13 protein-coding genes are annotated in these 16,018 nt (G+C 59.8%); 9 read left to right on the top strand and 4 right to left on the bottom strand.

Going from position 1 to position 16,018, the window contains the following annotated elements:
- Window positions 1-317 precede the first annotated feature (317 nt).
- Together ACIQJ2_RS06625 and ACIQJ2_RS06620 are read right to left on the bottom strand one after the other, a co-directional pair.
- Window positions 318-1,523, bottom strand: coding sequence for an acyl-CoA dehydrogenase family protein (locus ACIQJ2_RS06625; protein ID WP_400667997.1), 1,206 nt, complete (start codon window positions 1,521-1,523; stop codon window positions 318-320).
- 58 nt (window positions 1,524-1,581) lie between these two features.
- The gene (locus tag ACIQJ2_RS06620) at window positions 1,582-2,628 is read right to left on the bottom strand and encodes a substrate-binding domain-containing protein (RefSeq protein WP_400667995.1); all 1,047 of its coding nucleotides are present in this window, start codon (window positions 2,626-2,628) and stop codon (window positions 1,582-1,584) included.
- Window positions 2,629-3,029: 401 nt separating this feature from the next.
- Between ACIQJ2_RS06620 and ACIQJ2_RS06615 the strand changes: the two genes are divergently transcribed.
- The 5 genes from ACIQJ2_RS06615 (at window position 3,030) to ACIQJ2_RS06595 (ending at window position 9,056) form a co-directional block, all read left to right on the top strand.
- Window positions 3,030-4,034, top strand: a complete 1,005-nt coding sequence (locus ACIQJ2_RS06615) for a sugar ABC transporter substrate-binding protein (protein ID WP_199148945.1) — start codon at window positions 3,030-3,032, stop codon at window positions 4,032-4,034.
- Between the two features lie 61 nt (window positions 4,035-4,095).
- On the top strand, window positions 4,096-5,646 hold the full coding sequence (locus ACIQJ2_RS06610) for a sugar ABC transporter ATP-binding protein (protein ID WP_400667993.1): 1,551 nt from the start codon (window positions 4,096-4,098) through the stop codon (window positions 5,644-5,646).
- Entirely contained in the window at window positions 5,636-6,655 is a 1,020-nt protein-coding gene (locus ACIQJ2_RS06605; RefSeq protein ID WP_400667990.1) for an ABC transporter permease, read from the top strand. The genes ACIQJ2_RS06610 and ACIQJ2_RS06605 overlap by 11 nt, the downstream gene beginning before the upstream one ends.
- 1 nt (window position 6,656) lies before the next feature.
- Window positions 6,657-7,631, top strand: a complete 975-nt coding sequence (locus ACIQJ2_RS06600) for an ABC transporter permease (protein ID WP_400667988.1) — start codon at window positions 6,657-6,659, stop codon at window positions 7,629-7,631.
- Between the two features lie 36 nt (window positions 7,632-7,667).
- Window positions 7,668-9,056, top strand: coding sequence for an LLM class flavin-dependent oxidoreductase (locus ACIQJ2_RS06595; protein ID WP_400667986.1), 1,389 nt, complete (start codon window positions 7,668-7,670; stop codon window positions 9,054-9,056).
- Window positions 9,057-9,092: 36 nt separating this feature from the next.
- Here ACIQJ2_RS06595 and ACIQJ2_RS06590 read toward each other — a convergent pair whose 3' ends face one another.
- Entirely contained in the window at window positions 9,093-9,764 is a 672-nt protein-coding gene (locus ACIQJ2_RS06590; RefSeq protein WP_400667983.1) for a TetR/AcrR family transcriptional regulator, read from the bottom strand.
- A 106-nt stretch (window positions 9,765-9,870) separates the two neighbouring features.
- On the opposite strand from ACIQJ2_RS06590, the gene ACIQJ2_RS06585 reads away from it, so the two are divergent.
- Window positions 9,871-11,238: a cytochrome P450 gene (locus tag ACIQJ2_RS06585; RefSeq protein WP_400667981.1), complete on the top strand. Its 1,368-nt coding sequence runs from the start codon at window positions 9,871-9,873 to the stop codon at window positions 11,236-11,238.
- 18 nt (window positions 11,239-11,256) lie between these two features.
- Here ACIQJ2_RS06585 and ACIQJ2_RS06580 read toward each other — a convergent pair whose 3' ends face one another.
- The gene (locus tag ACIQJ2_RS06580; protein ID WP_400667979.1) at window positions 11,257-12,294 is read right to left on the bottom strand and encodes a dipeptidase; all 1,038 of its coding nucleotides are present in this window, start codon (window positions 12,292-12,294) and stop codon (window positions 11,257-11,259) included.
- Window positions 12,295-12,507: 213 nt separating this feature from the next.
- Between ACIQJ2_RS06580 and ACIQJ2_RS06575 the strand changes: the two genes are divergently transcribed.
- The 3 genes from ACIQJ2_RS06575 to nikC are packed head-to-tail and all read left to right on the top strand — an operon-like array spanning window position 12,508 to window position 16,015.
- Entirely contained in the window at window positions 12,508-14,106 is a 1,599-nt protein-coding gene (locus tag ACIQJ2_RS06575; RefSeq protein WP_400667978.1) for an ABC transporter substrate-binding protein, read from the top strand.
- Window positions 14,103-15,116, top strand: a complete 1,014-nt coding sequence (locus ACIQJ2_RS06570; protein WP_400667976.1) for an ABC transporter permease — start codon at window positions 14,103-14,105, stop codon at window positions 15,114-15,116. The genes ACIQJ2_RS06575 and ACIQJ2_RS06570 overlap by 4 nt, the downstream gene beginning before the upstream one ends.
- Window positions 15,113-16,015, top strand: coding sequence for a nickel transporter permease (nikC, locus tag ACIQJ2_RS06565; RefSeq protein WP_400667974.1), 903 nt, complete (start codon window positions 15,113-15,115; stop codon window positions 16,013-16,015). The genes ACIQJ2_RS06570 and nikC overlap by 4 nt, the downstream gene beginning before the upstream one ends.
- Window positions 16,016-16,018: the final 3 nt, after the last annotated feature.

The following is a 16,018-nucleotide window of genomic DNA, read 5'->3' as shown; positions in this document are numbered from 1 at the left end:
AACTCCTCCATACCTTTGCGTTTCTCATTTCCTCCAAACGAGAAATGCAGGTTACGGTGTCCGACCTCCGATGACTTTATAGAAAAATGCGAAACACCTTATGGAAGACACCGTCCGCCTATCGATATTGGATTGAGAGCCAGTTGCACGTCAATAGTGCAAGCAGACGGCACCTGCGCGCGCTTTGAACACACGCAGGTTGCATGGCAAATTCGGCTTTCAATAAAAAACCTCCATGCGATCCTTGCGGACCGATTGGAGGTTTTCACCGGTCACTGGCCGGATTCTCGTCTGAGCATGCCTTCAGTGTCAATGGCTTAGCTGTAGAGGCTCACCTCTGGGATCTTGTCATTGAGAATGAATTCTCCGACTTCCTTCGCCTTATAGAAGACCGGATCATGCAAGGTATGCGTACGGACGTTACGCCAGAAGCGATCGAAGCGGTATTTTTCCGCAGTTGATCGTGCGCCTGTCAGCTCGAAAACCCGCGAGGTGATATCCAGGGCAACATGCGTGGCGTTGACCTTGGCCGCATAGGCTTCCGCGGCCACCTCCCCTCGCTCTCGCGCCGTCGCCTTTTGCCCTTTGGCAAGAACGGCCTGTACGGTCGCCGCCGCATGATCAGCCAGAGCCGCGGAGGCTTTCAGAGCGGCGGTAAATTCGCCGACACGCTCGAGAATATAAGGATCGTCAGCCGCCCGTTCGACACCGGAGGTTATCCATGGCCGTGTGGTCGTCCGCACGTAGTCGACGGCCTCACGCAGTGCGCCTTCGGCAGTGCCCAAATAGAAATTTACGAAGACCAGCTGAATAAGGGGCGTGTTGAAGGTCGCCAGCACGGGCGTCTCGCCACCGGTCGATGCCGCCTTGTCCAGATCCTCTTCGTAAACCGGAAAATCATGGAATTCGACGCTGCCGCTGTCGGACAGACGCTGGCCAAAATTGTCCCAGTCGTCATTGGCCTTGTAGCCCGCCCGATCGGTCGGAACGGCGAAACCGACGATCCTGTCATCGAGCGCAGCATTGGCATTGATATAGTCGGAGACGCGTGCGGCGGTCGAGAAGGACTTGCGGCCGTTCAAAACATAGCCGTTGCCACGGCGCGTCAAAATTAGTCCAGGGTCGCGCGGATTGACGGCAGCCCCCCAATAGAGGCTGCTGGCGACTGTCTCGCGGGCAAGCTCTTGTGCACGCGCCTCGTCGAAAGCCCAATAGATGTATTGGCTATTGACGTAGTGATAGCCGAGAAGCTGACCGATGGAGCTTTCACCACGGGCAAGAATGCGCACAAGCCGCAGGCCGTCACCCCAGTCGAGGCCGCCGCCGCCAATCTGCTGTCCATGCAATGCATTCAACAGACCCGCATTCTTCAGCTTGACGATCTCGCCAAGCGGCGGCCGGCCCTCTCGGTCTAGCTCGGCAGCGCGTCTGGACAGGTCGGCCGCAATTTCCTCAGCCCTGGCAAAGAGGCTCTCCCGCGTGACATTCCGATTGCCCGCAAACACGACGTTGGACTGGCTCATATCTGAACTCCGGTTATTTGGTGCGATGTGGCGGAACGTGAGCCACCACAAGTCGAGCTTAGAAAAGTTTCTGCGGTATCCAGCTGGCCGTCGCTGCGTCGCTTGCGTTGAAGGCCGGAACCTTCTGCGCCAGCTCCTCGATCGTCTTGACGCCGGCGGCACGCAGCCCTTCCTGGGTCAGGAGCGTCGGTTTGACGGCAATCTGGTGCGGCACTTCCTGTCCTGCGATCTGCAGCGCTGCCGCGCGAATGGAAACGGCTCCCACGACGGCGGGATTGGTTGCGACTGTCGCCACCCAGGGGCTGCCGGGCTCGGTGATTTCCTGGATATCGGCCGTTGAGACGTCGGCCGAATAGATCTTCAGCTTGTTTGCGATACCGAGATCGTTGGCGGCGAGCTTCACGCCGCGCGCAAACTCGTCGTAGGGGGCGAAAATGACGCTGATTTCAGGATTTGCGGTCAGTGCCGCCTTCGCCTGATCGGCCGTCGAAGTTGCCGTCGTATCGCTGACATTGCCGAAGCGCGCCTTCTCGATCACGCCGGCATTCTGCTTCTTGAACGTGTCCCAGACCTCGTTGCGGCGATCGAGCGGTGCAAAGCCGGCAACATAGACATAGCCCGCCTTGAAATTGGTACCATTGTCCTTGGTGACCTGCTTCAGCGCGAGTTCGGCCAGCTGGTGATCGCTCTGTTCGACCTGCGGGATTTTCGGATTGTTGAGATTGACGTCGAAGGCGACAACTTTGATGCCCTTGTCCAGCGCCTTCTGGACGACGTCGCCCAGCGATTCCGGCAGACCATGATCGATGACAATGCCGGAGACGCCAAGGTTGATCGCCTGCAAGATCTGCTCCCGCTGCTCGGCGGCATTCTGGCGTCCAGGAAAGACGCGCAGATCGATATCAAGCGCTTTCGCCTGCGCCTCGGCTCCGGCCTGATAAGCCTGGAAGAAATCGCCTGCGGAAATGTAGCTGATCAGCGCAACCTTCACGCCGCCCTTGTCAAAGGGAGCAGGCGCGCCGCTGACGCCGCCCGCTAGCGCAGCCTGCGAAAAGAAGAGAGAAACTGCCGCGGCTGACAGGGCAAGCCTTGAAAGGGACTTCATCTTAGCGAACCTCGCGATCGATCTGGAGCGTCGTCTGACGGACAATCCCGCGACGCATGCAATTATTAGATATAATCTCTATGTTTTTAGTAGATTAAATCATCCGATTTTGGCGAACTTCGGAGATTCTTTGTTCTCCGAGGAAAGACCAGACGGCAAGGCATTGCCTCAAAGGCACAGTAGCGGGCCAATTGCGCCAACAGATGCGATCGGAAGATTACGGCCGCTCCACCCGTTTTAGGCAGGTTGCCGCAAACGCCGATCTGCGCACACGGTTTGCCGCTCACGGATATTCCCTCCCGCCCGGCGGTTTTGGAAAATCGTTTCTCCCCTAAAGCCGTAAAATCTATCTATTTTATATTCTATTGTTTCATATGCATTGCTGGAGAGGACATACCTACATGACCGAGAAAAACACGACCGGCTTTGGGCGCCGGGATATTTTGAGACTGACCGCCGCCGGCGCCGCCCTGGCAACGGCGGGGATTATTTCGAGCAAGGCTTCAGCCGCGGATGATGCCTTGTCCCTGAAGGGCAAACGCATCGCGATCAGCGCGACCGGCACCGATCACTATTTCGATCTGCAGGCCTACAACGCCCAGATCGACGAGGTAAAGAAACTGGGCGGCACACCGATCGCTGTCGACGCCGGCCGAAATGATGGCAAGCTCGTATCGCAACTGCAGACGCTGATTGCACAAAAGCCGGATGCAATCGTCCAGATTCTCGGCACGCTGAGTGTTATCGATCCATGGCTGAAGAAGGCACGGGACGCGGGAATTCCCGTCTTGACGGTGGATGTTGGATCCACGAACTCAATCAACAACACCACGTCGGACAACTGGGGCATCGGCAAGGATCTGGCGCTGCAGCTCGTTTCCGATATCGGCGGCGAAGGCAATATCATCGTCTTCAACGGCTTCTATGGCGTGACGCCCTGTGCGATCCGCTACGATCAGCTCGTCAATGTCGTCAAGTATTTCCCCAAGGTGAAGATCATCCAACCGGAACTCCGGGACGTCATTCCGAATACGGTTCAGGACGCCTTCACGCAGATCACCGCGATCCTCAACAAGTATCCGGAAAAGGGTTCGATCAAGGCCATCTGGTCCGCCTGGGATATTCCCCAGCTCGGCGCCACGCAGGCACTCGCCGCCGCCGGCCGCACCGAAATCCGCACCTACGGTGTCGACGGAAGCCCGGAAGTGCTGCAGCTGGTAGCCGATCCAAACTCGCCCGCTGGCGCAGATGCTGCCCAGCAACCCGCGGAAATCGGCCGCACGGCCATTCGCAACGTCGCAAAGCTTCTGGCAGGTCAGACGCTGCCGCGCGAGACCTATGTGCCTGCGCTCCTCGCCAACAAGAGCAACGTCACCGACATCGTCAAGAAGCTCGGCATCGGCTGATGCGTGGACCGGCGATGCGGCTTCCGGCGCATCGCCACATTGAATGCGAGGGCCTTTTGCAATGACGGCGAGCGAATTTCCACCAACGACTGAAAGCTCTGAGCACATCGTTCGCTTCGATGGCATCGTGAAGCGCTTTGGCGGCGCACAGGCATTGGCTGGGGCCTCGCTCGCCGTGCGCCGCGGCACCGTGCATGGCCTTGTCGGGCAGAACGGGGCAGGCAAATCGACCTTGATCAAACTCCTAGCCGGTCTGCACAGGCCGGATGAAGGTCGCATTGAAATCGAGGGGCGCGAATACGATCGGCTGACACCGCATCTATGCGAAGAACTTGGCATCCATTTCATCCACCAGGACCGGCTCCTCGTGCCGACCTTTACCGTGGGAGAGACCCTGTTTCTCGGCAGAGAGTTGCGCTTGGCGGGCACACCGTTCCTCGACCGAGGCTCGATGCAGCGACGGGCTGAAGAAATCCTCGCCAATTATTTTGGCGTGGATTTGCCGAGGAATGCTTTGATCAGCGAGCTCTCGACGGCCGAGCAGCAGATCGTCCAAATCACCCGGGCATTGCTGCATCAGCCAAGGATTCTTGTCTTCGACGAGCCGACCGCGGCCTTGGTGCGCCAGGAAGCGGATATTCTATTCCGCCTCATCCACCGCCTGCGCAGCGAAGGTGTAACCATCATCTATATCTCGCATTACCTCAATGAAATCGAGGCTTTGTGCGACGATGTTACAGTGTTGCGCAATGGCGTCGATGTCGCTTCGCTACCTATGAGCGAGACCTCGGCAAACGGCATAGCAACGCTGATGGTCGAGCGGGATTTAGGCGAGATGTTCCCGAAGCGGCAGTTAGACCTCGGCGCCGAAATCTTAAAGGTTCGCAATCTCTCGGCAGCCAACCGCTTCCATGATGTCAGCTTCACGCTGCGTCACGGCGAAATCCTCGGCATTACCGGGTTGCTCGGCTCCGGAGCAAAGGATCTCGTCCGAACCCTCTTCGGACTGCAGGCGGCGACGGGCGGCGAGATCGAGATTGACACGAAAGCCGTGAGGCCGCGAAGCCCGGGCGAGGCAGTCGATCATGAGTTGGCGCTGGTGCCGGAGGATCGCCGTGGGCATGGCGTCGGCCTGGATCTCAGTGTCCGAGAGAACATCACGCTATCGAGCCTTGCCCGTTATACGCGCTTCGGCTTTCTCGATCGCAAGCGCGAAGCAAGCGATACGGACGAGCTCATCAAGCGCCTGCAGATCAAGACGGCAGGAAGAGACGCTCTGGTCCGCACGCTGTCGGGCGGCAACCAGCAAAAGGTTGCGATCGCCAAATGGCTGAGCCGAAAGTCGGAAATCTATTTGCTGGATGAACCGACCGTCGGTGTCGATATCGGCTCCAAGGTGGAGATCTATTCGCTTATCGGCGAGCTTGCCGCTCGCGGTGCGGGTGTAATCGTGCTGTCATCGGACCTGCCTGAACTCGTCGGCATAACCGACCGAATTCTTGTGCTCTTCCGCGGTCGCCTGACCCGTGAATTCGTTTCTTCCCAAACCACAACGGACGAAGTCCTGTCAGCAGCGACTGGAGCCATAGAAGGATTGCGTCATGTCAGCTGACGCCCAGCTTGCCTCCCTCCCCGAGATTAGCGGCACAAGAGCCCTACCTTCAAGCGGCAAGCTCGCCGCCGCAACCCTGCGCTTCGGCTCCCTGCTCGCCTTCCTATCGATCCTGGTGATCTTCTCGCTGATAGCACCTTACTTCCTGAGCGTCGGCAATATCGGCAATGTACTCGGCCAATCGGCCATCTCTGGCGTCCTTGCCATCGGCCTGACGATCGTGCTGATTGCTGGCGGCTCCAATGTAGTCACGGGTGGGATCGACCTGTCGCTGGCCGCCAATATGGGCCTTAGCGCAGCCGTCTACGCCACGCTGATCCAGCTGGGTTTCAGTGACCTGTCGGCGGCCGCAGGCGCGCTCGCTACAGGGTTGGCAATCGGCGTCGTCAACGCTCTGGCGATCGTGCTGGCAGGTATCGTACCCCTGCTAGCGACGCTTGCGGTGATGAACATCATCGCTGGCCTGGAGCTTGTCCTCACTCAGAATACCGTCCTGCCCGCCACGACAGATTTCCTGACGACGCTTTCCGCTTCGGACGCCTTCGGCATACCTATTCTCGCTTATGTGCTGATCGGTTTTGCGGTCATCGCTGCGGCGATCGTCCAATATACCCCGCTGGGCCTGCGGCTCTACGCCGTCGGTGAATTTCCTGATGCTGCGCGGGCAGCAGGCCTTCCGTTGAAGAAACTGGTTGCGGGTGCTTTCGTCGCCAGCGGACTTTGCGGCGGGATCGCCGGCATCCTGTCGGTGTCCTATCTCAGCGGCAGCACGACCGGCTCAGGCGAGATGCTGCTTCCTGTGGTGGTGACGGCGCTGCTTGGTTCGGTCTTCTCACGCCGCCTGGTGCCGACGATCGGCGGAACGTTGATATCGACCCTGTTTGTCGGTTTCCTCATCAACGGTTTCCAGCTCCTGAACCTGCCGAGCACGCTCGTCAGCGGCGTTCAGGGCCTGCTCATCCTGGTCGTCGTTTCGGCCACCACTTTGCTGCGCAAACGGGAGATCTGACATGTCCGCCGCCGTTTCAGGAAGGCCTCTTGCGGGCATTGCTCGCTATGGCCTCATTGTCGCGCTTGTTGCCGTCTTCTCACTCTTCTCAGTGGCTACCCCAACATTCCTCAGCGCGGGCAATCTGCAGAGCATTCTCGTCAACAATTTCACGCTACTCGCCATCGTTTCGATCGCCATGACTTTTGCCGTTGCGACGGGTGGCATTGATCTTTCCGTCGGCACCGCAGTCGATTTTGCAAGCTTTGCCTTCGTCTCGGGCATTCTGGCCGGCTTGTCCGTGCCGCTGGCGGCTTTGGCGGGCCTTGGCGCCGGGGCGCTGGTCGGGGCGTTCAATGCAGTTTTGATCTCCGGTATCGGCGTGTCGCCATTCCTGGCAACGCTTGGGGCGCTGTTCATCGGTCGCAGCATCCAACAACTGCTGACAGGCGGCGGCAATCCGGTCTATCTGCCACCATCCGGCGTCCCCGAGGCATTTCGCTTCATCGGACATGGCACGATCTGCACTGTTCCCGTGCCGCTCCTGATCGCGGCGATCATCATCGTCGCCGCTGCGTTGCTCTTCGCCCGGATGCGCTTCGGGCGCGTGGTCCTCGCAATCGGTATCCAGCCGCGGACGGTGCGCTATTCGGGAATTGCGCTTCGAGCGCATATCGCCGCTACCTTCGTTCTCGCCGGTATCATCGCCGCGTTTGCCGGGTTGATCCTGACAGCGACAGTGACGGTCTATATCCCCTCGTCCGGCAACGGCTTCATGCTGAATGCCATTGGCGCCACCTTCATCGGCACGACCTTTTCACCCCTTGGACGCCCGAACGTCGCAGGCACGGTGCTTGGAGTTCTGCTCTTGAGCATCGTCGCCAATGGCCTGCTGCTGACGGGCCTGAACTTCTACTGGCAGCAGGTCGGCACCGGATTGCTGATCTTCGCCGTGCTCGCCTTCAGCTTCGTCAACAAGAAAGCCGTCGGTGCCTAAGCGCCGGCTCATTGAAATCATGCAGGAACAATAGAGATGACCCGCGAAATCAGGCTCAACGCCTTCGACATGAACTGCGTCGGACACCAGTCACCGGGGCTTTGGCGCCATCCGCGCGACAAAGCCTGGACCTACAAGGACCTCGACTATTGGGTCCATCTGGCAAAGACGCTGGAGCGCGGCAAGTTCGACGGGCTGTTCATCGCTGATGTGCTTGGGGTTTATGACGTTTTGAACGGCAACGTCGACGCGGCACTGCGCCATTCCGCACAGGTGCCGGTCAACGACCCGCTGCAGCTCATTCCAACCATGGCTTACGAGACGGAGCATCTCGGCTTCGGCCTGACCGCCTCGCTGTCCTTCGAGCACCCCTATACCTTTGCGCGGCGCATCTCGACACTCGACCATCTGACCAAGGGTCGTGTCGGCTGGAACATCGTCACCTCCTATTTGAACAGCGGCGCCCTCAACATCGGTCAGGCTGCCCAAACGCAACATGACGACCGCTACGGCCTGGCGGAGGAATATCTCGAAGTCTGCTACAAGCTCTGGGAAGGCAGCTGGGAAGACGATGCCGTCATCCGCGACCGCGAGAAGGGCATTTTCACCCGGCCGGAAAAGGTCCATCCCATCCGGCATTCCGGCAAGCATTTCACTGTTCCCGGCATTCACTTGAGCGAGCCGTCGCCACAGCGGACACCGGTGCTCTATCAGGCTGGCTCGTCCAGCCGCGGCAAGGATTTCGCCGGCGCCCATGCCGAATGCATCTTCGTGGCTGCGCCCTCAAAGGCGGTGCTGAAGCGCTATGTCGCCAATGTTCGCGAAGCCGCCGAACGCACCGGCCGCAATCCCCGCGAAATCCTTTCCTTCAACCTGCAGACCGTGATCCTCGGTGAGACCGATGCCGAAGCGCAGCGCAAGTTCAACGAATACCGGCAATACGTCTCCCTCGAAGGCGCCCAGACGCTGATCTCAGGCTGGACCGGCATCGACTTCGGGCAGTTTTCCCCGGATGAAGTCCTTCGCCATCGCTATACCAACGCGGTCCAGTCTGCCGTCGAGACCTTCACGACGATCGACCCGGACAAACAATGGACGGTGCGCGAGATGGCTGACTGGGTTGGTATCGGCGGCTTCGGCCCGGTCTTCGTCGGCTCGCCACAGACGGTCGCCGACCTGATGCAGGAATGGATAGAGGATACCGATGTGGACGGCTTCAATCTCGCCTATGCCGTCACGCCCGAAAGCTTCGAGGATGCCGTCGACCTGCTGGTTCCCGAACTGCAAAAGCGCGGCGTCTACAAGACAGACTATAGCGCGGGGACGCTACGCGAAAAGCTCGGCGGCAGCGGCCCACGGCTCGCCGCGCCGCATCCGGCGGCCGGCTATCGCAATCTTCGCGATGTCGTCGCGCAGGCATCCTGATCAGGACCATCCAGACCCGACGGCGGCTTTCAGAACTCAGGCAAAGGGCTCTGAAAGCATTGCGTCAAGATCGGCTTTTGCCTCGTCCGAAAGATAGGGCCGCAACAGGCCCGAGACCTGGCTCAGTCCCCAATGGACGTGTTGCGGGCCGAGTTCGTGAACACCCTCCTGCAGGCCGAGATAGACGGCCCAATAGGTCGAGACGATCCACATGTTCGTCAATAGCGGCTTGCGGTCCTCGGCAGCGACGCTGATCAGACCAGCATTTTCCATTCGCTGAAAAATGACGTCGACGGATAAGCGCATGCCGCCACTGACCATCAGGATCGGCGCTCTCAACGCCGGTGCTGTCGCCAGCAGTCCCGGAATGTCGCGAAACAGGAAGCGGTGGGTCCAGACGAGCGAAAACCACTTGCGCAGAAAGCCGGCATAGGCTTTTGAATCCGCCCCCTGAACGGCATCGGCCTCCTTGACCAACGTCAACGCATCGGCTTCGAAACGGGCAAACAGCGCCAAAACGAGGGATTCCTTGGTGCGAAAATGGTAGTAGAGATTGCCCTGATTTATGTGAACGGCCTTAGCGATCTCGGCAGTCGTGACCGCCTCCGGCCCTTTCTGATTGAAGAGCGACAATGTCGCAACGAGGATCCGTTCGCGTGTCCCGAGCCGTACCACCGGGCCTGGTCCCCTACCTTTATTTTCCGCCACGCTCATTGCCCCTTGAAGCTCCAAAGCGTTCATCTTATCTTTTTTAAGGTAAACACCTTAATCCTGATCTACAGGCATTTGTGCGGTTGAACAAGGAGACTGAAGGATGAATGCAAGCGTCGATACTGCAGGCGTGTCGCCAGGCGCATTTCCGCTCACGCAGCGCTCGATGCCGCGCGTGCTTCTTTCTCTGATCCGCAACCCTCTTGATGCGTTGCCGCCCCAGATCTTCGAAGAGCCTTTCGTCTTCACGCAAATGGCGGGGAAGTCCCGGCTCTACCTCGCCGATCCCGAGCTGATCTATCAGGCACTCGTCCGCAATTCCGACGCGCTCGGCAAGGGCGAAGATGTGCGACGTCTGCTCGGTCCCGCACTTGGCGAGGGCATCCTGACGTCGGACGGCGTGCATTGGAAATGGCAGCGCCAATCGGTCGCCGGTGCCTTTCGCCACGAAAAGCTGCTTGAGCTTCAACCTGCCATGATTGCGGCTGCAGAGCATCGGCGCGATCTTTGGCTCGCGCACAAAGGCAATCCCCTCGACCTCTGTCAGGAAATGATGCGCACCACTTTCGACATCATCGTCGAGACGATGATGTCCGGCGGCGATGGTATCGATGTCGACAGGGTCGAACGCAACATCACCAATTATCTCAAGCCAACCGGCTGGAAATTCGCGCTTGGGCTGGTCGGCGCGCCAGCATGGATGCCGCATCCCGGCAAAGAAAAGGCAAGAGCCGCCGTCATCTTCCTGCGCGAAACCCTTGCCAAGGTGATTGCCGAACGGAGACGCAGCGGCATCGAACGACACGACCTTGTCTCAATGCTGCTTGAGGCGGCCGATCCGGAAACCGGCCGCATGATGACGGATGAGGAGATCATCGACAATCTGATGACCTTCATCACCGCCGGGCACGAGACGACCGCGCTCGGTCTTGCCTGGACACTTCATCTTCTCGCTCGCCACCCCGACTGCCAGGCCAGGCTCTTCGACGAAATCGCAGCGGTAACGGAAGGTGGCCCTCTTCTCACAGAGCATGTCGGCAAGCTCACCTATGCGAAGCAGGTTTTCTCCGAATCCATGAGGCTCTATCCGCCGGCCCCGATCATTTCGCGTACGGCGGTGCGCGAATTCACGCTCGGTGCCTATACAATTCCGGCGGATACGATCCTCTACATTCCGATCTACGCTGTGCATCGCCACGCCGCCATATGGGGGGATCCGCTGGTCTTCGACCCCGATCGCTTTGAGCCGGAGACGGCGAGAAACCGCCATCGCTTCGCCTTCATGCCCTTCGGCGCAGGACCGCGCGTGTGCATCGGCAACGGCTTTGCCATGATGGAAGCCGTTGCGATCCTTGCCGTGCTGCTTCAGAAGTTTCGGGTGACCGGCGCGAGCGAACCCTCGCCCAAGCCGGTCATGAAGGTGACATTGCGGCCAATGCATCCCTTGCCGATCAATCTCATAGAGCGATAGGCGAAACGACGCCTTGTCTCAGCCGCCCCAGGTCTGCTCCAGGACGCGGACCCAATTTTCATGGGCAATTTTTGCGATCGCCTGATCGTCGAAACCATGCGCGCGCAGGGCGTCGATCAGCTTCGGCAGGCCAGCGGCATCGCCGAGCGCCTGCGGAATGGTCGTGCCGTCGAAATCGGATCCGAGGGCGACATGATCGATGCCGATCCGCTCGGCGATGTAAGCAACGTGTCGGACGAGGACCTCAAGCGGCGTGTCGGCGTTCTTCACGCCGTCATCGCGTAGGAACAGCACCCCGAAATTGATACCGACTAGGCCGTTCGACTCGCCGATCGCATCGAGCTGCTTGTCTGTCAGATTGCGGCTGTGCGGGCAGAGCGTATGAGCGTTGGAATGCGAGGCGACGAGCGGCGCATTCGAAAGCTTCGCAATCTCCCAGAAGCCCTTCTCGTTCATATGCGAGAGATCGATCATGACCTTCAGCTCGTTGCAAGCGCGGATCAGATCCTTGCCGGCATCGGTCAGGCCGGCACCGATATCGGGCGTCGAATTGAAGCGGAAGGGCACACCATGGGCAAAAACATTCGACCGGCTCCATACCGGACCGAGCGATCGCAGCCCGGCCTGATGAAGAACGTAGAGCGCATCGAGATCGGCACCGATCGCTTCCACGCCCTCGATGTGGAAAACTGCGGCAAAACGGCCTTCGGCAATCGAGCTGCGAATGTCCGCAGCGGAGCGGCAAACCTTCACCCCACCATCCGACTGGGCTTCGATGTCGAAAAGAAGCCGGGCCATCGCCAGCGTCTCGTTCAATGCATCGGGTTGCGCGGGGGTGACAAAGTCGACGTTTTCGGGGCGCGGCTGGTCCGGGGACGGGATGAAAATCGCGCAGAGCCCACCGGCCAGGCCGCCACGACGCGCACGTGGCAGATCGATGTGCCCCGCATCCTCGCCCTGCAGGAAGGCATTGACGGAATTCGAACTGCTGCGGCGCAACCGCAGCAACACGTCATTATGGCCATCGAAGACGGGGACGAGCGAAGATTGGGTCATGTTCCATTCCAAAAATTGTCGTTGATACATGCGTAGGCAAGCTTGCAGGGCCGAGCAAATGCAAACCGCGCATAGGCTCTGCGAAAAACGGAATTAGGCGCTCGCAATAGGCGCTGTTAAAGAACCGGGCGAAAATACGATAGCGGCCGAGCCGTGCCAAGCCTTGTCTGCTTGCCACCGAGCCTTTGCCGCAAGAGTGAAAGGGGATTTCGCATGGTTTCCAGACGCCAGTTTCTCATCGGCAGCGGTACGCTGCCCTTCCTGTCCTATCTCGATCTTGCAGAATCGGCATTTGCCGCAACGCCGAAAGACGTGCTTGTCGTTGCCCAGCAGCTCGACAACATGACGAGCCTCGATCCGCATGAAAGCTTCGAAGCCGTTGGCGGCGAAGTCATCAGCAACATGTATCAGAAGCTGGTGCGTCCCAACACCGATGATCCCTCCAAGGTCGATCCGGTGCTGGCCGCATCTTGGGCTGCCGATGCCGACGGCAAGGTCTTCACCTTCAAGCTTGCCAAGGCAAGCTTCGCAAGCGGCTCTCCCGTCACGACCGAAGACGTCGCCTTCTCGCTGCACCGCGCGATCAAGATGAACAAGGGCGCCGCGTTCATCATCAATCAGTTCGGCTTCACCGCCGAGAATGTGGAAAGCCGCATCGTCGCAACCGATGCCGACACGCTGACGCTGACGACCGAAAAGCCCACCGCGATCGCCTTCCTGCTTTATTGCCTCTCGGCCAATATCGCCGCCGTGGTCGAAAAGAAGGTCGCGCTCGCCAATGAAGTGAACGGCGACATGGGCAATGCCTGGCTGCAGAAGAACAGCGCCGGCTCCGGCAGCTTCCAGCTTCAGTCCTGGAAGGCGAGCGAAGCGATATCGCTGACGGTCAATCCGCACGGTCCCTACAAGGGCAATCTGAAGCGCGTCATCCTGCGCCACGTCACCGATCCGGCTTCGCAGCTCCTGATGCTGAAGAAGGGCGATGTCGATATCGCCCGTGATCTGACCTCGGAGCAGCTGCGCACCATCCAGAACGATCCGGACTTCACACTGGTCAGAAAGAGCATCGCCGGACTGGTGGTGATCTCGCTCAATCAGGGTGTCGCCAATCTGGCCAAGCCGCAGGTCTGGCAGGCGGTAAAGTGGGCGCTCGACTACAAGGGCATGCATGAGAACATCGTGCCGTTGACCCACACGATCCACCAGAGCTTCGAGCCGGAAGGTTTCCCTTCGGCAATCAGCGACACGCCCTTCCAGAAGGATGTTGCGAAGGCGAAGGCTCTGATGGCCGAAGCCGGGCTCGCCGACGGGTTCGACGTGATCATGGATCACTATGCCGCCCAGCCGTATCCCGACCTCGCTCAGGCCATTCAGGCAAACCTCGCCGAAATCGGTATCCGCGTGAAGCTGCAGTCCGCCGAAAACCGGCAGGTGCTGACCAAGATGCGCGCGCGCCAGCACGAGATGGCCCTTACCGTATGGGGCACGGATTACTTCGATCCGAACTCCAACGGCGAAGTCTTCACCATCAACAAGGACAATTCCGACGACGCCAAGAGCAAGCCGTTCCTGTGGCGCTCGCGCTACAAGAACGACGACTTCGCCGCAAAGGCCGAAGCCGCGCGCGACGAGAAGGATCCGGCCAAGCGTATCGCTCTCTATGAAGAGCTGCAGCGCGAGCACATGCAGAACAGCCCCTTCGCCTTCATGTTCCAGACGGTGAAGACTGCGGCTTGCCGCAAGGCCGTGTCCGGCTTCCGGCTTGGCGCTCTTTCGGAAGCCAATTCCTATCAGGAGACCAACAAGGCTTGACCCGTCGGATCAAATCTTTCTCTGCCATTCTGAGCAGCGTCATCCTGACGCTGCTCGGATTGTCGATCGTCACATTCCTCATCGGCCGCGTCATGCCGGTCGATCCGGTCATTGCCGCGGTTGGCGACAATGCGCCCGAGGCCGTGGTCACGCGCGTGCGGGCGGAAATGGGCCTCGACCAGCCCCTCCCTGTGCAGTTCCTGCATTATCTGAGCCAGCTTCTGCATGGCGATCTCGGCATGTCCGTTCTGACGAAGAATCCGGTATCGCAGGACATTGCCCGCTTCTTTCCCGCGACATTCGAGCTTGCGACCGCAGCCCTTATCCTTGCCGCCATCATCGGCATTCCGCTCGGCGTGTGGGCCGCCGTCAGGCAGGGAACGATCACCGATCAGGTGATCCGCGTCGTCTGTCTGGCCGGACATTCCATACCGGTCTTCATGCTGTCCCTCATTTCGCTGCTGGTCTTCTATTCGGCGCTCGGCATCGCGCCTGGCCCGGGACGGCAGGATATCATCTATGACGGCATGATTACGCCGGTCACAGGTCTGCTGTCCGTCGATACGCTGCTTGCCGGCGACCTTGGTGCCTTCTGGGATGCACTCGCTCACATGGCGCAACCCGTCTGCATCCTCGCCTATTTCAGCATGGCCTATATCGCCCGCATGACACGCGCCTTCATGATCGACGCCCTGAAGGGCGAGTTCGTCATCACCGCGCGCGCCAAGGGCCTGTCCCTCAGCCGCGTCATCTGGGGGCATGCTTTCCCGACGGTTGCCGTTCAGCTGGTAACGGTGCTGGCGCTGACCTATGCCGGACTGCTCGAAGGCGCCGTCGTCACCGAAACGGTCTTTTCCTGGCCCGGCATCGGCCAGTATCTGACCAACTCGCTCATGAACGGCGATATGAACCCGGTCATCGGCACCACGCTCCTGATCGGCATCATTTATGTGGGGTTGAACCTCGTCGCCGATCTCTTCTATCGCCTGCTGGATCCGAGGGTGCGATGATGCTTGCAACTTTTCGCAATTGGGCTCTCGACGAGTCCCCCGCTTCCCGACGTCAGGCTGCCTGGGGCGATCGCTATCGCATCTGGCTCGGTTTGAAGGGCAATGCCCTTGGGATGATCGGTCTTTCGATCATCGCGCTGTTCATCCTGCTTGCGCTTTTCGCGCCCTGGCTTGCAACCCATGATCCGGCGACGCAGGATCTGGCGAACCGTCTTGCACGTCCAAGCTCTGCCCACTGGCTCGGCACCGACGAGCTCGGCCGCGACATCTATTCTCGCCTGCTCTATGGCGGTCGCGTGACCCTCGGCATGGTCATTGCCGTCGTCGTGCTCGTGGCACCGATCGGCCTCGCCATCGGCTGCATCGCCGGCTATTTCGGCGGCATGGTCGACACGGCGTTGATGCGCCTGACCGACATCTTCCTCGCCTTTCCCCGTCTCGTGCTGGCGCTCGCCTTCGTGGCCGCGTTGAAGCCTGGCGTCGAAAGCGCCGTGCTTGCAATCGCACTCACCGCTTGGCCTCCTTATGCCCGGCTGGCGCGCGCCGAAACGATGACCGTACGCGGCGCCGATTTCATCGCCGCCTATCGACTGACGGGCGCTTCGTCCTGGCGCATCATCATGCGGCATATCGCGCCGCTCTGCTTGCCGAGCCTCATCGTTCGCGTGACGCTCGACATGAGCTCCATCATCATCACCGCAGCAAGCCTCGGCTTCCTCGGCATGGGTGCGCAGCCGCCTTCGCCGGAATGGGGCGCGATGATCGCAACGGCCAAGCGCTTCATCTTCGAGCAATGGTGGGTTGCAACGATCCCCGGCGTCGCCATCTTCCTCGTCTCGCTCGCCTTCAACTTCCTGGGCGATGCGCTGCGCGACGTGCTCGATCCGAAGGGGAACTGATCC

It is taken from the genome of Rhizobium sp. NPDC092011 (assembly GCF_044756305.1).
GTDB lineage: Bacteria > Pseudomonadota > Alphaproteobacteria > Rhizobiales > Rhizobiaceae > Rhizobium.
The sequence above is the reverse complement of the archived record's forward strand: the minus strand, read 5'-3'. Positions and strand labels throughout refer to the sequence as shown.

What these genes read in the sequence shown, in the direction of transcription:
- ACIQJ2_RS06595 (WP_400667986.1), top strand. Translation starts at nt 7,668, where the DNA reads ATGACCCGCGAAATCAGGCTCAACGCCTTCGACATGAACTGCGTCGGA.
- ACIQJ2_RS06605 (WP_400667990.1), top strand. Translation starts at nt 5,636, where the DNA reads ATGTCAGCTGACGCCCAGCTTGCCTCCCTCCCCGAGATTAGCGGCACA.
- ACIQJ2_RS06600 (WP_400667988.1), top strand. Translation starts at nt 6,657, where the DNA reads ATGTCCGCCGCCGTTTCAGGAAGGCCTCTTGCGGGCATTGCTCGCTAT.
- ACIQJ2_RS06620 (WP_400667995.1), bottom strand. Translation starts at nt 2,628, where the DNA reads ATGAAGTCCCTTTCAAGGCTTGCCCTGTCAGCCGCGGCAGTTTCTCTC.
- ACIQJ2_RS06625 (WP_400667997.1), bottom strand. Translation starts at nt 1,523, where the DNA reads ATGAGCCAGTCCAACGTCGTGTTTGCGGGCAATCGGAATGTCACGCGG.
- nikC (WP_400667974.1), top strand. Translation starts at nt 15,113, where the DNA reads ATGATGCTTGCAACTTTTCGCAATTGGGCTCTCGACGAGTCCCCCGCT.
- ACIQJ2_RS06580 (WP_400667979.1), bottom strand. Translation starts at nt 12,294, where the DNA reads ATGACCCAATCTTCGCTCGTCCCCGTCTTCGATGGCCATAATGACGTG.
- ACIQJ2_RS06575 (WP_400667978.1), top strand. Translation starts at nt 12,508, where the DNA reads ATGGTTTCCAGACGCCAGTTTCTCATCGGCAGCGGTACGCTGCCCTTC.
- ACIQJ2_RS06610 (WP_400667993.1), top strand. Translation starts at nt 4,096, where the DNA reads ATGACGGCGAGCGAATTTCCACCAACGACTGAAAGCTCTGAGCACATC.
- ACIQJ2_RS06585 (WP_400667981.1), top strand. Translation starts at nt 9,871, where the DNA reads ATGAATGCAAGCGTCGATACTGCAGGCGTGTCGCCAGGCGCATTTCCG.
- ACIQJ2_RS06615 (WP_199148945.1), top strand. Translation starts at nt 3,030, where the DNA reads ATGACCGAGAAAAACACGACCGGCTTTGGGCGCCGGGATATTTTGAGA.